This is a genomic window from Clostridium celatum DSM 1785, assembly GCF_000320405.1.
Lineage (GTDB): Bacteria > Bacillota > Clostridia > Clostridiales > Clostridiaceae > Clostridium > Clostridium celatum.
On sequence record NZ_KB291642.1, the window covers coordinates 1 to 17150 of the forward strand.

The following is a 17150-nucleotide window of genomic DNA, read 5'->3' on the forward strand; positions in this document are numbered from 1 at the left end:
ACATAATAAATATATAATATTTATTATGTTCTTAATTACTATGTTTAAAATATTTTTAAAATATATTTTATACTTATTATAATAAATAATTTTAATGTCTATTTTTTACTAAGAATATTATCTTACTAATATAAATATTAATATTAACGCTGCTACTATTTGTAAAGTTCCAACACCTAAAGCATATAGTGATACTGCTTTTCCCTGCTTAAGTAGTTCTTTTACATTAACTCTTAATCCAATAGCAGCTAATGCTATTATTTCAAGGTTATTGCTTATTTGCTTACATATGTTTGATACAGAAATTGGAATTATATGTAATGAAAATAATGCACAAGTAATAAAAAATCCAATTACATACCAAGGGATTTTTACTTTCTTCTTTTCTATTTCTTCAACTTCTTCGCGAACTATTTCTCCATCTGATTTATTCTTTAAATGACCAAATATAAATACTACAACTACAAGTAATACAACTCTTAATATTTTAAAAATCATTGCTATATCTTTCACTTCTTCACCGACCATAGCACCACTAGCTGCTACTTGACCTACTGATTGTAAAGTACCACCAATTAGAGCTCCTGTAGGCATTACATCTGATTTAAATAAAGCCTTAGCTATTAATGGCAAAATAAACATTAAAACTATTCCTGTAATATTTACTATAGTTATTGCTATTCCTTTATCTTTGTCATCTGCATCAATTACTGGTGCTGTGGCAGCTATTGCTGATGAACCACATACAGCATTACCACTAGCCATTAAAAATCTGAAATTTTCACTAAATCCCAATTTCTTTCCTATATATAAAACACCTATTATTGTTATTGCCATTTGTAATATTATAAATGTAAACCCACCTATTCCTAGTTCTAATAATGTACTTACACTTAAAGTTGCACCTAATAATACTATAGAATATGATAATATATCAGTTTCTGAAAATTTATATCCTTTTTGAAAAATATCTTGATTTAAAAATAAATTTCCAATAAACATTCCTAAAAATATTGATATTGTTCCAGCTCCTAATTGGGGTACAAATTTAGCAATAAATATTCCTATAAGAGCTACTACTACCGATACTAAAAGTCCTGGTAATATTTCCTTAACATATTTAACAAATTTATTATTATTCATAATTTTAATTTACCTCCCAATTACTTTTTTCATTTACGTAATTAGTATATATATGAAATTATCATAAGTAAAATAAATCTTTAACATAATAATCATTACTTTTATTAATAATTAGTGTATAATATTATTAACAATATTATTTTGTCCTTTAACATAAAAGTTATTACTTTTATTAATTACTAAAAAAAAGTTTACATATTTTTTTTTAAATCTACTTAAATTAATTTAGGAGGAGTTCAATTTGCTAGAAGAATTTAAAACATTTATTGCTGTAGTTGATTTTCAAAATTTCACTAAAGCTGCTGAACACTTGAATCTTTCTCAACCAAGTGTTAGTACTCATATTAAGAATTTAGAAAGCTCTTTTGGAGTAACATTAATAAATCGTTCTGTCAAACAAAAAACTATTTCTATTACTGAAAGCGGATATACCTTATATAAAAGAGCAAAAGAAATTTTACATCTTTTAGAAGTCACTTATTCAGATGTTAAAAATCTTTCTAATTCTACTAAAGGAAGTATTAGAATTGGTGCTAGTTTGACTATCGGAGAATATGTTCTTCCAAAATTTTTATCTTATTTTTCTGAAAAATATCCTGATATAGATGTAGAAATAGTCATTGAAAATACTTCTCTAATTTCTGAACATTTAAAGAAAATGACTTTAGATATAGGTATTATTGAAGGTTCTATTTCTTCTACTTTTTTTAAACAAGAATATTTTTTAGAGGACAGCTTAGTTTTAGCAACTCCATATAGTGATAATTTAAAGAATAATGATCTAAATATAGATTCTCTTCAAAATCAAAAATGGATAGCTAGAGAAGATGGTTCTGGAACTAGAGAATATCTTAATTTATTTTTAACTCAAAATAAAATTGTTCCTAAAAGCATTATGGTTTTAGGAAGTAATTTAGCTGTTAAAGAAGCTGTTAGAAATAACTTAGGTATAACTATTATTTCTAGCCTTGTAGTTTCTGAAGCTGAAGCAAGGAAGGAACTATCTACTTTAAATCTTAATACAGAATTTAGTAGATCATTTTCATTTATTTATCCAAAAGAATTAATACTTTCAAAAGCAGCTGATATTTTCTTACAAGAATTAAAATCTTATGTTGCAAATACTCTTTCTTAATTTATTTTAATTATTGTTTGTATTTTAAAATTTTATAGTATACACTTATAATCAACGAATATGAAAAGAGGTTTATTTATGGCAGTACATTTAATAACATATTATTTACAAGAACAGTTCCATGAACATGAAGGTTGTGGTTGTGAAGACCACTCACATGATCATAGTTGTAACTGTGACGATAATCATGAGCATTCAGAAAATTGTGGATGTGGAGATGATGATTGCGGCTGTGGTGGAGATGATGATTATGATTTAATCGGAGTAATAGAATCATTAGGCCGTTGGGCACAATTTATGCCAACAAGTTTTCTTGTTGAATCTTCATTAACTTGTGATGAAATATTAGATAAACTTGCCCCTACAATAGGTAGTAGAGATTTATTATTTGTTTCAAAAGTAAACTCAAAAGATATGGCATGCCTAACTCCACAAGTAAAAGACTGGATTCAAAAAGTAGAATCTCAACAATAAAATTAATGTCCCTGCTACAAGTATAGTAATTAAATGTAGCAGGGACATTAATTTTTTATTATATTTTTCTTGAAGTATCTCTAGTGTCTTCTTGCAAAATCCACGAAGACAAATTTGTCTGGTCTATGTCTAGATTCTGTATATTGGAATAAGCTTGTATCATCTAAATATGTATAGCTTTTTACAACTACTATCATTTCAAAGCCCTTCATATCTAAATATTTTTTGTCCTCTTCTGTAGCATTTTGAACTGTTATTTCTTTTTTTGCATATGCAATCTTTAATCCAAGTTCACCTTCTACATATTCATATAAGGAATTTCTACAAATATCTTCTGTAAGATTCTTAACAAACTTTTCAGCAACATAATCTTTATCTAAAATTACTTTTTCGCCATCCATTGATCTAGCTCTAACTATTCTCCATACCTTATCATCTGGATTTAACTCTAGCCCACTTGTAATATTTTTTTTAGGAATTATACATTCTAAAGCCTCTACAGTAGTTTCTATAGGACTATTTATTTTTTTTCCTATTTCCTTTAAACTAACTACCCCAGATACTGGAAAATTAAATTTATTTATATCTAAAACAAAAGATCCTTTTCCTTTTGTCTTTTGAATATAACCATTTTGCTCTAACATATTTAAAGATTTTCTTACTGTATCTCTAGATACACTATACTCATCCATCAATTCCTTTTCTGAAGGTAATTTATCATTAGGCTGATATTCTTTACTTTCAATTTTACTTACTATTACATTATATATATTTAAATACTTCTTATCCATTTTATCACCATAGTTATTTTACCATACCCAACTACTATTTCTCAATATAATACACAATAGATTCATAAGGTCTAAGAATAATTTGTTCCTTTAATTCACTTGAATCTTTATAATTTGATATTAATATATCTACTTTTTCATTATTACTTAATAATTCCTTTGATATATTTACCTTTTCTTCCTCACCATAAAAATTACTTAAAACTATTAATTTTTTATTATCATAACTTCTAGTATATGCTAATACTTTATTGTGTTCTTCTAATATCATTTCAATATTTCCCTTTGAAATAACATCATATTCTTTTCTTAAGGATATAAGCTTTTTATAATGATAAAATATAGAATCTTTATCCTCAACAGCCTTTTCTGCATTTATATCTTTATATGCTTTAGCTACTGGTATCCATGGTGTTCCTGTTGTAAATCCGCCATTCCCTTCATTATTCCATTGTACAGGGGTTCTAGCGTTATCTCTTGATTTTGATTTTAATATTTCTAAAATCTTTTCCTCTGATTCACCCTGTTCTTTTAATATATTATAGTAATTTATAGATTCAACATCTCTATATTCTTTTATTGTTTCAAAGTAAGGGTTAGTCATTCCAAACTCTTCTCCTTGATAAATATAAGGAGTTCCCCTCATCATATGGATAGTAGTTGCTAACATCTTTCCACTTTCCTTATGATATTCTTTATCATTTCCAAATCTAGATATTGCTCTAGGTTGATCATGATTACACCAAAACACTGCACTCCATCCATTGCCTTCTTGCATACCTTCTTGCCATGTCTTAAATATATCTTTAAGCATTTTAAAGTTAAAATCCATTAATGTCCACTTATCACCATTTTCATAATCAACCTTTAAGTGGTGAAAATTAAATACCATTGACAGTTCATGCTCATCAGGATTTGAATATTTAATGCAATTATCTACTGAAGTTGATGACATTTCTCCAACAGTTATTATATCTTCGTCTCTTCCAAATGTATTTTCATTAAGCTCTTTTAAATATTTGTGAATATTAGGTCCATCAGTATAAAATCTTCTTCCATCACCAATACTATCATTATCAAAAGTTTCTGGCTTTGATATAAGGTTTATTACATCTAATCTAAATCCCTTTACCCCTTTATTTATCCAGAAATTTACTATCTTATATATTTCTTTCCTCACTTCTTCGTTATCCCAATTTAAATCTCCTTGAGTGACATCAAATAAGTGAAGATAATATTCATTAAACTCTTCTACATACTCCCAGGCATTACCACCAAATTTTGAAATCCAATTAGTTGGAGGTTCATTATTTTTACCTTCTCTAAATATATAAAAGTCTTTATACTTCTTATCGCCTTTCAAAGCTTTTTTAAACCACTTATGCTCTGTAGAAGTATGATTTAGTACCATATCTAGCATTATTTCTATATTTCTTTTTTTTGCTTCTAATACTAAATTATCGAAATCTTCCATAGTTCCCATTCTTGGATCTATATTATAATAATCTTCCACATCATATCCATTATCTTTTTGAGGAGATACATAAACTGGAGTTAACCATATATAGTCTACTCCTAATTCTTTCAAATAATCTAATTTTTCTGTTACTCCGTTTATATCTCCAATTCCATCTCCATTTGAATCATTAAATGATTTAGGGTATATTTGATAAACTACACTTTCTCTAAAATCTTTCATACTTTACTATCTCCTTTTAATATAATCCTTTATTGACAAAGAAGGACAATATGCTTTAAGTAAAATTTTTACTATAAGCATATTATCCATTTTCTTTATATTAAGCTACATTTAATTTCTTTTTTCCAACTATTACTGTTAACATAAATGGTATTACTATTGCTACAACCATTGATACTGCAAACATCATCATATGTTGTGGTTGAATTGAAAGTATTCCTGGAAGTCCTCCAATACCAATTGCATTTGCCATAACTCCACTACTAACTGATATTATAGCTGCTATACCTGAACCAATCATTCCACAAATGAATGGGAATCCATACTTTAAGTTAACACCAAATAATGCTGGTTCTGTTACTCCTAAGTAAGCTGAAATACATGCTGGTATTGAAACTTGCTTTTCCTCTTCATTCTTTCTTTGTAAATAAACCATTGCAAGTACTGCTGATCCTTGAGCTATATTGGATAAAGCTATCATTGGCCAAAGTGATGTTCCACCTACTTGTGCCATTAATTGAAGATCAATTGCATTTGTCATATGATGTAATCCTGTAATAACTAAAGGTGCATAAACAAATCCAAATATTCCTGCAAATATTCCTCTAAATGATGAAGTTAATCCTGAATAAACTACTGTAGATATAACATCTCCAATTTTCCAACCAATAGGTCCAAGTACTGTATGAGCAATAAGTACTGATGGCACTAATGCAAAGAATGGTACTATTATCATTGAAATAGATGCTGGTGATATTTTTCTAAAGAATCTTTCTAAGTATACTAACACAAACCCTGCAAGTATTGCTGGAATAACTTGTGCTTGATAACCTATCATATTAACCTTTGCAAATCCAAAATCCCAAAATGGAATATCTGCTCCACCTGATACTGCATAAGCATTTAAAAGCTGTGGTGATACTAAAGTAATACCTAATACTATACCAAGTATTTGAGTTGTTCCCATCTTCTTAGTTATAGCCCATGTAATTCCTACAGGTAAGAAGTGGAATATCGCTTCACCTATAAGCCATAAGAAACTATGAGTGCCTGCCCAGAACTGTGAGATTTCAACTAAAGTTTTAGTTCCATCTTCAAAAAATTTAACATCTCCAATTATATTTCTAAATCCTAATATTAACCCACCAACTATAATTGCTGGAATAAGTGGTGAGAATATTTCTGCTAAGTTTGCCATAAGTCTTTGAATAAATGTCATATTTGACTTAGCTGCATCTTTAACACTATCTTTACTTACACCTTCTACACCTGAAACCTTTACAAAATCATTATAAAAATCAGTTACTGTATTTCCTATTATAACTTGGAACTGACCAGCTTGAATAAAAGTGCCTTTTACCGATTTTAAACTTTCTATTTTTTCTTTATCCGCTAGTGCTGTATTTTTTAATACAAATCTCATTCTAGTTACACAATGAGTAACAGCACTTATATTATCTTTCCCTCCTACATACTGTAGTAGTTCTTTTGAATCATTAATATATTTTCCCATCTCTCTTTGCCTCCTATTTCAATTTAATATGTCTCATAACTAAGTTTTATCTCAAACTTGTACGTACACCCTTTATGTATTCATAATAACTTGTACGTATAAGTTTGTCAACACTTTTTTTGAAACTGTTTTCACTTTTTTTTCATTATTTGTTTTTCTAAAAATTTTATAAAAAAAGTAGGTATAGAATTTTTGCTTTTTAAGCTTTCTATACCTATCACTTAATTGTTGCTCTAAGATAGTAAGTTAATTTACTAATCTAAAGAACACCTGAAAATAACCTCGATAACGATTCCTTTATTCTAACTACTCTATTTCTATTGTTATATTCATCTATTGTTAATTCTTTACTTTTTAATATATCTTTTTTAAATTCTGCCTTTTGTTCTTTTGCTATTTTACTTGAATATATAAATGCACAAACTTCAAAATTAAGTTCAAAACTTCTAGTATCCATATTTGCTGTTCCAATAGAACAAATTTCATCATCAATTACAATAGTTTTTGCATGAAGAAATGAATTTTTATCATAATGATAAATTTTAACACCAAACTTTATTAGCTCTCCTGCATAAACTAAATTTGCCCAATATACTAATGGATGATCCCCTTTACCTGGAATCATTATCCTTACATCAACTCCTGATGTTGCAGCAAGCTTTAAACTATCTGCTATACTTTTATCAATAATTAAATATGGTGATTGAATATACAAATATTTTTTTGCTTTTTGTATCATCTTTAAATACCCTAATTTTATTTCATATCTATCACTTAAATCAGGTCCACTAGATACTATTTGCATACCTATATCTGCATTTCTAACTCTTTCATCACTATCTTTTAATATTTCTTCTAAATTCATGACTTCTTTAGTTGCATATCTCCAATCTGCTAAAAATCTTAAATTTAAATCTTTCACTGCAGATCCTTTAAACTTTATATGCGTATCTCTCCAATAGCCAAATTTTTTATTTTTACCTAAATATTCATCTCCAACATTAAATCCACCAACAAAACCTACTTTGTTATCTATCACAACAATTTTTCTATGATTCCTAAAATTCATATTAAGATTAATAAATTTTAACCATGAAGGAAAGAATTCACCTATTTTACCACCAGCATTTACTATATTTTTTAGTACATCTCTATTTAAAGACCTACTTCCTACTGAATCATATAGTAATCTAACTTCAACTCCTTCTTTAGCTTTTTCTTCTAAAATATTTAATATTTTTGTTCCTATATCATCATTTTTGAATATATAAAATTCTATATTTATACTTTTCTTTGCTTCATTAAGGCTTTTTAATAATTCTTCAAAAAATCGCTTTCCATCAGAGTACATATAGACTGCATTATCCTCTCTATATGGTGAATAATCCATAGCTTCAAGAGCCATTATCATATCGCTATTATTTCCTTTTAAATATCTTTTATCTTTAATTTGATTTAAATAATTTTCAAATATCCTTAGTTCATTATTTTTTATACCAAACATATTAGCTTTATTCATTCTTCTTCCAACAAGTAAAAATGCTATAAATCCTATTACTGGGGCTACATATAAAATAAGCGTCCATGCAATGATACTATTGGCAGATCTTTTTTCATTAAAAACCATATAAACTATAGTTAAAAGATTTATAATATGTATTAAAATAGTTATTATTTTAAACATAACATTCCTCCTCCTTTCAAATAATATAAAATTAACTTCCTTAAACTAAGATAAATTATTATGTAAATTATATTAAACATTATTATTTTACCTTAATACGCTTATTTTAACTACAAAAAAAGAATAATTCCATTTTATCAGAAATTATTCTTTAAATTATTTTTTATTATCTAACTATTAAACTTCTCCCTGGAATTCTCTTAGGAACTATACTTTCTTTCGATGCATATCCAATGGCTGCACATCCTATAACTTCGAAGTCAGCTGGTATATGACATCTATTAAGAATACTTCTAACAACTTTATAATCACAAGTATCTTTTAATTGATTTATCCAACAAGATCCTAACCCTAAAGATGTTGCTGCCAAAAATATATTTTCTAGTCCTGCAGAACCATCAGTGAATGAATACTTATAATCTTTCTTTGCTGTTACTATTATAAGTGTTGGAGCATTATAATAAAAATTATAATTTTCATTTTCCCCTCTAGAATCACCAATTTCCTTAAAAACATTTTTTACAGCTTCATTTAGTTCTTGTAACACCTCTTTATTTTGAATAGCTGTATAATAACATCCCTGAGTATTCATTCCACTTGGCCCACATAATGCACATTCTAATATTTCATTCAACTCTTCTGTTGATATTTGTTTTTCATCATAAGCTCTACAACTTCTTCTTGATTTTATATTTTTTATTACCTCATTCATATACCTCACCCCTATATTTTAATTTTTAATTTGAAATTATTAGTCATCAACTGAGAAAAAGTCCATACACATTCTATTACAAGTTATACTTCTAACAAATTCAGCTACTTTAATATGCTCCTCGTGTACTTGATAATTATTTAAATCCTCTATACTTTCAAAAGTACTATTTAACATTATATCTGCATTGCTACCTGCTATGGGTGTTGTAACAACTTCAATCTTAATAATCCCTGGTATTTTATCCTTTAATCCCTCTAATTCATTTTTTATTTTTAGTTTATCTTCTTCGCTTCCTTTACCTTCTTGAAAATTCCACAAAATTATATGTTTAATCACTTTTACATCTCCTCTTAAAGTAATTTCTATATTAATTATACCAAATAAAGGATACATTTAAAATTCTACTTTTTAAATGTATTCCCATTAAAATTTAAATATATAGTTTTTTAGTTATTATTTTCATTAAAAGTAAAGTCTTTATGACTTTCTTCTTACTTCCCTTGACTTTTTGATTGGAGTAACTTTCGTTGGTGGTTGTTTTCTTATATATTTTAAATATTTAGAAACTTTTTCATCTCTTTCTAGTGCTTCTATTGTATTTAATCTCATTCCAAGTTCTCTATTGGTATATAATGCATGAATTTGTCTATGACAATATAAACATAGCCATGCAACTGCCATATTTCTACCACCTTCTTCACGTGGAATCAAATGATGCTGTGTAACCTTTAGTATACCTCTTCTTTTACACAATTCACAAACATATTCTTCAAACATACTCTTCACCTATAAAATCATATCTACAATATTTATTATATTCATTATCTTTATACTCTAACAATGATTTTAACATTTGCTAATAATATCTTTATTAATTTTGCCTTTCATTAAATATATCTTTTATAAATTCCTCATAATTATATCGTTGACTATGATTATTTCCATAATAAATATTATTTGAAATTATAATTTCATTTAATCTTTTAGAATCTAAATAATTAATTTTATTAAAATCTCCCTCTTCGTATAAATCCCTTAGAGTCTCTCCTATATATAATAAACTATTATAATGTGTTCCACTAGAAAATCCCCTTACTTTAGACTCCCTATGACTTTCATTATCAAAAAATAAAGATTTAGCTAACCACCCTTCTTTTGCCCTTCCTCTTTTAGTGCATTTAGTTAAAATTAAATTTATATCATCTGTAAATTCTGTAAAATATCCAGAATTCATCTTTATTCCAACAATTGGATACCACAAACCTTTAATCTTCCCACTATTAGTTCCTGATGACCTAAAGTAAGCTAAAGTTACCCTTTCTACTCCATAAATATACTTAATATTTACATCAATTAATCCTATCATTCTAAATGGATCAATGGTATATACATTTGCCTTAAAGCTTTTTGGATACATTTCTATAATTTTAATTGTATTTTTCATCGTATATCCCCCTATTTTATCTATAAAAAACACCATATGATATTTAAATTAACGCTTTATATCACATGGTGCATTTCATTTTTAACTAATACTTCTAATCTTATTAAGCTGATTTCTTATTTCTTCAATGCTTGTATAACTTTTTTCAAGTCCCATAAGACGTTTTATAAAAATTTTTTCCTCATCATTTAAATCCAGTTCTTCATACCAAGGTCTTTCTTCATTATCAGTTTCGATATAGGATGAATAATACAAATGTAATAGAAAATCACCAAGATACCAATAGTCTATTTCTTTCTCATGATTTTTGTCAATGTATCTAGCTAGACCAAAATCAATTAAAGTAAATTCCTTATTTTCTTTTATTATTATATTTGGTAGTCTAATATCTCGGTGTACTATATTTCTGCTGTGCAATATATCTACCAAATCTAAAAGTTTATCTGCAACTTGATAAATTTCCTTCTTACTAAACTCATGCCCAACCTCAACTAATAAATCTTCGAATACTATTCCTTCAACATATTCCAATAAATATCCTTCACAATATTTGTCTTTAAATTTTGATATAAATTTAGGAAATTTAGAATCATTTAGCTCTGTTAATATTCTTTCTTCATAAAACAAATTCTCTCTAGTTACTTCTAGCATATCTAATTTTAATTGTTTTACTACGCATTTTTCATTCTTATCATTTATAGCCAAATACACAATTCCATATCGACCTTCACCTATCTCTTTAATAATAGAGTACCCATTTACTACTTCGCCCTTTTTGTAATATCTGTCCATAATTGATTTCTCTACATATTATTATCTACTATATGATCTGCTATATGAATCACTATAAGAGTCACTTGATGATTCACTATATGATTTTGAGTTACTATATGAGTTTGATCTACTATATGAATTTTCTGAATTGCTATAAAATCTACTATATGATTTGCTATCTGATTCACTTGATTTACTGCTAGCTGATTCACTTAGATTGCTATAGTTTCTTCTCCTCATTTTGTAATACCTATAACCATTACATGACCTTTCTCTATAATTTCTCATCTAAACCATCTCCTATTTTGTATAATTAATATTAACTATACTTAATTTATACTATGCATAAATCATACATGATGTTACATATTTTTATTATTTAGACTACTAAATCTATTCGTATTACCATTTTATTATCTTATAAACATAATCATTTTTACTTCTATATGCTATAATATGAATAAATATTTAACAAGGAGAGTAGTTCTATGAAAAAACAAGGATTTAACATAATTATTTCCCCTGCCAAAAAAATGAATATATGTAATGATGACATAATAAGTGAATCTCTACCTAAATTTCTAGATAAGACAGAGCTTATTTTCAATATTTTAAAATCTCTTAATTATGAAGATTTAAAAAAATTACTTAGTTGCAATGACGATATCGCAGAGCTTAATTATGATAGGTATAAATATATGAATTTACATAAAAATTTAACACCTGCAATACTTGCTTATGAAGGAATTCAATATAAATATATGTCACCTCACTCTTTTGATAATGAAGCTTTTAATTATATATCTAATAACTTGAAAATATTATCTGGCTTTTATGGTGTTTTAACACCTTTTGATGGCGTTGTTCCTTATAGACTTGAAATGCAGGCCAAGCTTAAAACTGATAACTTTAAAAACTTATATGATTTTTGGAATAATACCTTATATAATGAAATTACTAAAGATAGCAATATAATTTTAAATTTAGCATCAAAAGAATATAGTAAAATTATTGAAAAATATCTAACAAAAGATGATATTTTTATTACTTGTATTTTTGGTAGTATTAAAGACTCTAAAATTAAAGTTAAAGCTACCGAAGCTAAAATGGCTCGTGGACTTATGGTAAGATATTTAGCTGAAAATAATATCACTAATATTGAAGATATAAAAAAATTCTCTGAACTTAATTTTGCTTACTCTGAATCTCATTCTACAGCTACTGAATTTGTATTTTTAAAATAGTTCAATTAATTTATTCTCTAGAAATATTATATAAACCTATATATAATAAACATTTATATATATTGCTTTTAGATATAAAAAGGACAATATCTGTTAAGAATATTGTCCTTTCACAACTAAATTTATTGAACTATTAATTTAAAAATATATTTTTTTAAATCCATACAATGATTTAAGTACCACAAAAGGTTCTATATGGTGTCTTACATTTATTATTCACTATTGCATACTCTTCTTGACTCTTTGAATATTCATATGGATTTTTAAGAACTTCTAAAAGCCTTTCCATTAAACTATAATCATGGTTATTAACAGCCTTCTCCAAAGCTTCTTCAACCCTATGATTTCTCGGAATAACTGCTGGATTACTTTTTTTCATTAATTCCTTTGCTTCTTTCATTGATTGTTCTTGTTTTTTTAATCTTTCCCTCCAAATATTTAGCCACTTATCAAATTCATCTATTCCACTCATTTCTAATTCATCAATACTATCTAAAGTTAATGCCCTAAATGTATTAGTATAATCTGCTCCATACTTATTCATTATACTTAAAATCCCTTCGATTATATACTTATCCTCTGGCTTTTCATTGAATAAACCTAGCTTTCTTCTCATACCTGACATCCACTTTTCCATATAAATATTAGAAAAATCTGAAATAGCATTTTTAGCTAACATAATTGCTTTATCTTTATCTTCGCTCAATATTGGTATTAAACTTTCGGCAAATCTTGCAAGATTCCATACTGCGATATTAGGCTGATTTCCATATGCATATCGTCCATTAGTATCAATTGAGCTAAATACAGTTTCTGGATTATATGTATCCATAAAAGCACATGGTCCATAATCGATAGTTTCTCCGCTTATTGTCATATTATCAGTATTCATAACCCCATGTATAAATCCTACTAATTGCCACTTTGCAATAAGATTAGCCTGTTTTTCTACAACACTTTTTAATAAAGCTAGGTATTTATTCTCGTTATCATCTACTTCTTTAAAGTGTCTTTTTATAGTATAGTCTGCTAAAATTTTAAGCTCTTCAATACTTCCATATCTAGCTGCATACTGAAATGTTCCAACTCTAATGTGACTTGAAGCTATACGAGTTAATATTGCTCCTTCTAAAATTTTTTCTCTGATTATTTTCTCACCTGTTGTAACTACTGCTAAGCTACGAGTAGTTGGTATATCTAATCCATGCATAGCTTCACTTATAATATATTCTCTAAGCATTGGTCCAAGTGCAGCTTTTCCATCTCCTCCTCTTGAATAGAGAGTTTTACCTGCCCCTTTCAATTGAATATCTATCCTTTCTCCATTCTTTGTTACATATTCACCAAGAAGTATAGCTCTACCATCACCTAACATATTAAAATATCCAAATTGATGTCCAGCATAAGCTTGTGAAATAGGGGTAGTACCATCAATAACTTTGTTGCCTGATAGTACTTCTATAGCATCCCCATCTTTTAATAAGTTTACTTCCATTCCTAATTCATCTGCTAATGAATCATTTAAAATAACTAATTCTGGTTTTGGTACGCAACTTGGATTTTGCTTTGTATAAAAAATATTTGGAAGGTTTATATATGTATTTTCTAAATTAAATATTTTTTTACTCATTGCTTTCTCCCTTATATTTTGATTATTTCTACTAAATTAACTAATTAGCTTAATACAAACTTGTAACATATCATCTTTTAAAATACCTACCTGTAAAATTTATAATAACTATATTATATAGCTTCCCCTATATTATTAATTTATATAAACAATAGGCACTTACATTTAATGTAAGCGCCTATTTACTAATATAATTTTAAATACACTTTTAATCTTATTTCAATATACATTATACTTTTTATACATTATATAAAGGAAATTTTTGTTTTAGTTCATATTATCTTTTTAAGCTTCCACCATTAGTTGCTATAACTTCTTTATACCAATCAAAGCTTTTTTTCTTATATCTTTCTAACGTTCCAGTTCCATCATCATTTCTATCTACATAGATGAATCCATATCTCTTCTTAAGCTCTGCAGTTGATGCTGATACTAAATCTATACATCCCCAAGTAGTGTATCCCATAAGTTCTACACCATCTTCAATTGCTTCTGCAACTTGAACTAAGTGATCATTTAAGTAATTAATTCTATAATCATCATTAACAGTTTTATTACCATTTTCATCAATAATTAATTCATCTACTGCTCCTAGTCCATTTTCAACTATGAATAATGGTTTTTGATATCTGTCATAGAAGAAGTTTAGAATATATCTTAACCCTTCTGGATCTATTTGCCATCCCCAATCAGATGCTTTTAAATATGGATTTGGTACTCCCGGTATAAGATTTCCCTTACCAGCTTTATTCTTCTCTGGATCTGCAGTGGCACATGAACTCATATAGTAGCTAAATGAAATAAAGTCTACTGTATTTTTTAATATTTCTGCATCTCCATCTTCAAACTTAATTTCAATATTATTTTCTTTGAAATATCTATTCATATATTTTGGATACTCTCCTCTTGCATGAATATCAGCAAAGAAAAGATTTGCTCTATCTTGTTCTACAGCTTTCAATACATCACTTGGCATAGGAGTTAATGGATAATTTGGTACTCCTAAAATCATACTTCCAATTTTAAATTCTGGATTTATTTCATGTCCAATTTTAACTGCTAATGCACTAGCAACAAGCTCATGATGCATTGCTTGATATAAATCTTGCTTAGTTAACTTTTCCTTTGGTGTCAATATTCCAGCACTCATTAACGGAAAATGTAAAGCTGAATTTATTTCATTAAATGTTAACCAATATTTTACCTTATCCTTATATCTTGTAAAAACTGTTCTAACATACTTTTCAAAGAATCCTATAAGTCTCCTATCTACCCATCCATCATAATTTTTAGCAAGTGCTAATGGAGTTTCATAGTGTGATAAAGTAACTAATGGTTCTATTCCATACTTAGCTAACTCATCAAATACTTTATCATAGAATTCTAGCCCCTTTTCATTTGGTTCTTTATCATCACCATTAGGAAATATTCTTGACCAAGCAATAGATAATCTAAATGTTTTAAAGCCCATTTCAGCAAATAATTTTATATCCTCTTTATATCTATGATAGAAATCAATACCAATAAGTTTCATATTATCTTCTGTTGGCTCTTCTGTTACTGGACCTGTTATTCCTTTTGGCATAATATCTTGAATTGATAGTCCCTTACCATCTTCATTATATGCTCCTTCAAATTGGTTAGCAGCTGTAGCTCCTCCCCACAAAAAATTATCTGGGAATTTTATACTATTCATAATTACCTCCAATATATTTACCATTAATATTCTCTCTTTCCTCAATTATAAATCACTTATTGAACAAAAGTCAATATTTTAGTTCAACATTTGTTCATTTTATGAATTTTTCAAATAAAAAAGACTTTAGCAAAATAAAAATATGAATGTTTTCTACACAGTTTATAATAAAATTATTACATTCATATATAATTTTGTTAAAGTCTCTTATAAATTACTTAATATTTTATTAAAATTAAGTAATAATTCACATATACTCCTACAACTTATTTAATAAACTCTAAGTCGCATATATAATATTTAAATTTTTATCTTCAAAATCTATTTTAGCTTCGGTAATTACTATAGCTTGAGAAAATTCTCCATAAGTATAAAACCTCTTAATGTTAAATTTAGATGTGTCTGCAAGCACATAACACTTATCAGATGAAGCAATAACAGCCTTTTTTACTTGACCATCACTTAGCATATCAGTAGTAAATCCACCCTTAGTATCTATTCCCATAGTTCCTAAAAAAGCAATATCAAAGTTCATATCATTAATTTTTTTTACAATATCTTCACCTTCTATTAAATTTAACTCTGGCTTTGCATACCCACCTAAAATATAAGTATTTATTCCCTTTTCCATAAGCCTTTGAATATGAAGAATACCATTAGTTACAACTGTTATATTCTTTGCACTAATATAATCTATCATAAAATAGCATGTTGAACCTGAATCTATAAATATAACATCATTATCTTTTATAATTTCAGCAGCTTTTTTGGCAATCCTAATCTTTTCTTCCTTCTTATTAGTAAAAATTTTTTCTATATCACAATATGCATCTATATTATTTTGCCTACTATTTCTGCTCCGCCACGAGTTCTCTTAATATGTCCTCTTTCTTCCATTGCTATTAAATCACGTCTTAATGTTGACCTTGATATCTTAAAATTTTCCATCATTTCTTCAACTGTAGCAAACTTCTTTTCTTTTAAATATTCTAAAATCTTCATCCATCTATCTATTAATATCATATATATCACCCATTATCATATTCCTATATAATCAATTGTTCATTATATGAACAAAATATTAACACTACATAATTTTCCTGTCAATATATTTTTAAAAATTATAATTGCTTACATTCTCTATTTATTTAACTATTATACCATTAATCCTTATGCAAAATAACTTCATTTATATATTTATTTAAAAT

Annotated in this window: 18 protein-coding genes; 3 read left to right on the forward strand and 15 right to left on the reverse strand. The window is 27.2% G+C overall.

From position 1 onward, the window contains the following. Positions 1 to 117 precede the first annotated feature (117 nt). Positions 118 to 1143 carry a YeiH family protein gene (locus tag HMPREF0216_RS07655; protein ID WP_005213245.1) on the reverse strand — a complete coding sequence of 342 codons (1026 nt, stop codon included), beginning with the start codon at positions 1141 to 1143 and terminating at the stop codon, positions 118 to 120. A 241-nt stretch (positions 1144 to 1384) separates the two neighbouring features. Between HMPREF0216_RS07655 and HMPREF0216_RS07660 the strand changes: the two genes are divergently transcribed. Both HMPREF0216_RS07660 and HMPREF0216_RS07665 read left to right on the forward strand, forming a co-directional pair. Further along, positions 1385 to 2278: a LysR family transcriptional regulator gene (locus HMPREF0216_RS07660; RefSeq protein WP_005213247.1), complete on the forward strand. Its 894-nt coding sequence runs from the start codon at positions 1385 to 1387 to the stop codon at positions 2276 to 2278. 78 nt (positions 2279 to 2356) lie between these two features. Then, positions 2357 to 2752, forward strand: a complete 396-nt coding sequence (locus tag HMPREF0216_RS07665) for a hypothetical protein (protein ID WP_040419397.1) — start codon at positions 2357 to 2359, stop codon at positions 2750 to 2752. 80 nt (positions 2753 to 2832) lie between these two features. Here the strand turns inward: HMPREF0216_RS07665 and treR are convergent, their stop codons facing one another. The 10 genes from treR to HMPREF0216_RS07715 form a co-directional block, all read right to left on the reverse strand. Beyond that, complete coding sequence (gene treR, locus HMPREF0216_RS07670; protein WP_005213251.1) at positions 2833 to 3543, reverse strand: trehalose operon repressor; 711 nt, start codon at positions 3541 to 3543, stop codon at positions 2833 to 2835. Positions 3544 to 3577: 34 nt separating this feature from the next. Further along, positions 3578 to 5242 (reverse strand): alpha,alpha-phosphotrehalase, encoded by a 1665-nt coding sequence (gene treC, locus HMPREF0216_RS07675; RefSeq protein ID WP_005213253.1) that lies wholly within the window; start codon positions 5240 to 5242, stop codon positions 3578 to 3580. A 100-nt stretch (positions 5243 to 5342) separates the two neighbouring features. Then, positions 5343 to 6755, reverse strand: coding sequence for a PTS system trehalose-specific EIIBC component (gene treP, locus HMPREF0216_RS07680; protein WP_005213255.1), 1413 nt, complete (start codon positions 6753 to 6755; stop codon positions 5343 to 5345). Positions 6756 to 7014: 259 nt separating this feature from the next. Further along, positions 7015 to 8439 (reverse strand): cardiolipin synthase, encoded by a 1425-nt coding sequence (gene cls, locus HMPREF0216_RS07685; RefSeq protein WP_005213257.1) that lies wholly within the window; start codon positions 8437 to 8439, stop codon positions 7015 to 7017. Between the two features lie 166 nt (positions 8440 to 8605). Next, a complete protein-coding gene (locus HMPREF0216_RS07690) occupies positions 8606 to 9151 on the reverse strand; it encodes a nitroreductase family protein (RefSeq protein WP_005213259.1) in 546 nt (181 codons plus the stop codon). Positions 9152 to 9190: 39 nt separating this feature from the next. After that, entirely contained in the window at positions 9191 to 9490 is a 300-nt protein-coding gene (locus HMPREF0216_RS07695) for a Dabb family protein (RefSeq protein ID WP_040419407.1), read from the reverse strand. A gap of 141 nt (positions 9491 to 9631) precedes the next feature. Continuing rightward, a complete protein-coding gene (locus tag HMPREF0216_RS07700) occupies positions 9632 to 9931 on the reverse strand; it encodes an HNH endonuclease signature motif containing protein (protein ID WP_005213263.1) in 300 nt (99 codons plus the stop codon). A gap of 94 nt (positions 9932 to 10025) precedes the next feature. After that, positions 10026 to 10598 carry a hypothetical protein gene (locus HMPREF0216_RS07705; RefSeq protein ID WP_040419401.1) on the reverse strand — a complete coding sequence of 191 codons (573 nt, stop codon included), beginning with the start codon at positions 10596 to 10598 and terminating at the stop codon, positions 10026 to 10028. Between the two features lie 81 nt (positions 10599 to 10679). Then, positions 10680 to 11390, reverse strand: a complete 711-nt coding sequence (locus tag HMPREF0216_RS07710) for a protein kinase domain-containing protein (protein WP_005213265.1) — start codon at positions 11388 to 11390, stop codon at positions 10680 to 10682. A gap of 21 nt (positions 11391 to 11411) precedes the next feature. Then, on the reverse strand, positions 11412 to 11660 hold the full coding sequence (locus HMPREF0216_RS07715; RefSeq protein ID WP_157464283.1) for a hypothetical protein: 249 nt from the start codon (positions 11658 to 11660) through the stop codon (positions 11412 to 11414). Between the two features lie 200 nt (positions 11661 to 11860). On the opposite strand from HMPREF0216_RS07715, the gene yaaA reads away from it, so the two are divergent. After that, the gene (gene yaaA / locus HMPREF0216_RS07720) at positions 11861 to 12616 is read left to right on the forward strand and encodes a peroxide stress protein YaaA (RefSeq protein ID WP_005213267.1); all 756 of its coding nucleotides are present in this window, start codon (positions 11861 to 11863) and stop codon (positions 12614 to 12616) included. A gap of 172 nt (positions 12617 to 12788) precedes the next feature. On the opposite strand, the gene HMPREF0216_RS07725 is transcribed toward yaaA, so the two are convergent. The 4 genes from HMPREF0216_RS07725 to HMPREF0216_RS17695 form a co-directional block, all read right to left on the reverse strand. Then, positions 12789 to 14246 carry a protein adenylyltransferase SelO gene (locus HMPREF0216_RS07725; RefSeq protein WP_005213268.1) on the reverse strand — a complete coding sequence of 486 codons (1458 nt, stop codon included), beginning with the start codon at positions 14244 to 14246 and terminating at the stop codon, positions 12789 to 12791. A 277-nt stretch (positions 14247 to 14523) separates the two neighbouring features. Beyond that, complete coding sequence (locus HMPREF0216_RS07730; RefSeq protein ID WP_040419404.1) at positions 14524 to 15942, reverse strand: glycoside hydrolase family 1 protein; 1419 nt, start codon at positions 15940 to 15942, stop codon at positions 14524 to 14526. A 280-nt stretch (positions 15943 to 16222) separates the two neighbouring features. After that, positions 16223 to 16777 (reverse strand): DeoR/GlpR family DNA-binding transcription regulator, encoded by a 555-nt coding sequence (locus tag HMPREF0216_RS17690; protein WP_341349483.1) that lies wholly within the window; start codon positions 16775 to 16777, stop codon positions 16223 to 16225. Further along, positions 16774 to 16965, reverse strand: a complete 192-nt coding sequence (locus HMPREF0216_RS17695) for a DeoR family transcriptional regulator (protein WP_005213271.1) — start codon at positions 16963 to 16965, stop codon at positions 16774 to 16776. Before HMPREF0216_RS17695 ends, HMPREF0216_RS17690 begins: the two co-directional genes overlap by 4 nt. Positions 16966 to 17150: the final 185 nt, after the last annotated feature.

Bases quoted from the DNA above. Each gene is read 5' to 3' on its own strand.
- HMPREF0216_RS07730 (WP_040419404.1), bottom strand. From the start codon at position 15,942: ATGAATAGTATAAAATTCCCAGATAATTTTTTGTGGGGAGGAGCTACA.
- HMPREF0216_RS07705 (WP_040419401.1), bottom strand. From the start codon at position 10,598: ATGAAAAATACAATTAAAATTATAGAAATGTATCCAAAAAGCTTTAAG.
- cls (WP_005213257.1), bottom strand. From the start codon at position 8,439: ATGTTTAAAATAATAACTATTTTAATACATATTATAAATCTTTTAACT.
- treP (WP_005213255.1), bottom strand. From the start codon at position 6,755: ATGGGAAAATATATTAATGATTCAAAAGAACTACTACAGTATGTAGGA.
- HMPREF0216_RS07700 (WP_005213263.1), bottom strand. From the start codon at position 9,931: ATGTTTGAAGAATATGTTTGTGAATTGTGTAAAAGAAGAGGTATACTA.
- HMPREF0216_RS07665 (WP_040419397.1), top strand. From the start codon at position 2,357: ATGGCAGTACATTTAATAACATATTATTTACAAGAACAGTTCCATGAA.
- HMPREF0216_RS07725 (WP_005213268.1), bottom strand. From the start codon at position 14,246: ATGAGTAAAAAAATATTTAATTTAGAAAATACATATATAAACCTTCCA.
- HMPREF0216_RS17695 (WP_005213271.1), bottom strand. From the start codon at position 16,965: ATGATATTAATAGATAGATGGATGAAGATTTTAGAATATTTAAAAGAA.
- HMPREF0216_RS07690 (WP_005213259.1), bottom strand. From the start codon at position 9,151: ATGAATGAGGTAATAAAAAATATAAAATCAAGAAGAAGTTGTAGAGCT.
- treC (WP_005213253.1), bottom strand. From the start codon at position 5,242: ATGAAAGATTTTAGAGAAAGTGTAGTTTATCAAATATACCCTAAATCA.
- treR (WP_005213251.1), bottom strand. From the start codon at position 3,543: ATGGATAAGAAGTATTTAAATATATATAATGTAATAGTAAGTAAAATT.
- HMPREF0216_RS07710 (WP_005213265.1), bottom strand. From the start codon at position 11,390: ATGGACAGATATTACAAAAAGGGCGAAGTAGTAAATGGGTACTCTATT.
- HMPREF0216_RS07715 (WP_157464283.1), bottom strand. From the start codon at position 11,660: ATGAGAAATTATAGAGAAAGGTCATGTAATGGTTATAGGTATTACAAA.
- yaaA (WP_005213267.1), top strand. From the start codon at position 11,861: ATGAAAAAACAAGGATTTAACATAATTATTTCCCCTGCCAAAAAAATG.
- HMPREF0216_RS07655 (WP_005213245.1), bottom strand. From the start codon at position 1,143: ATGAATAATAATAAATTTGTTAAATATGTTAAGGAAATATTACCAGGA.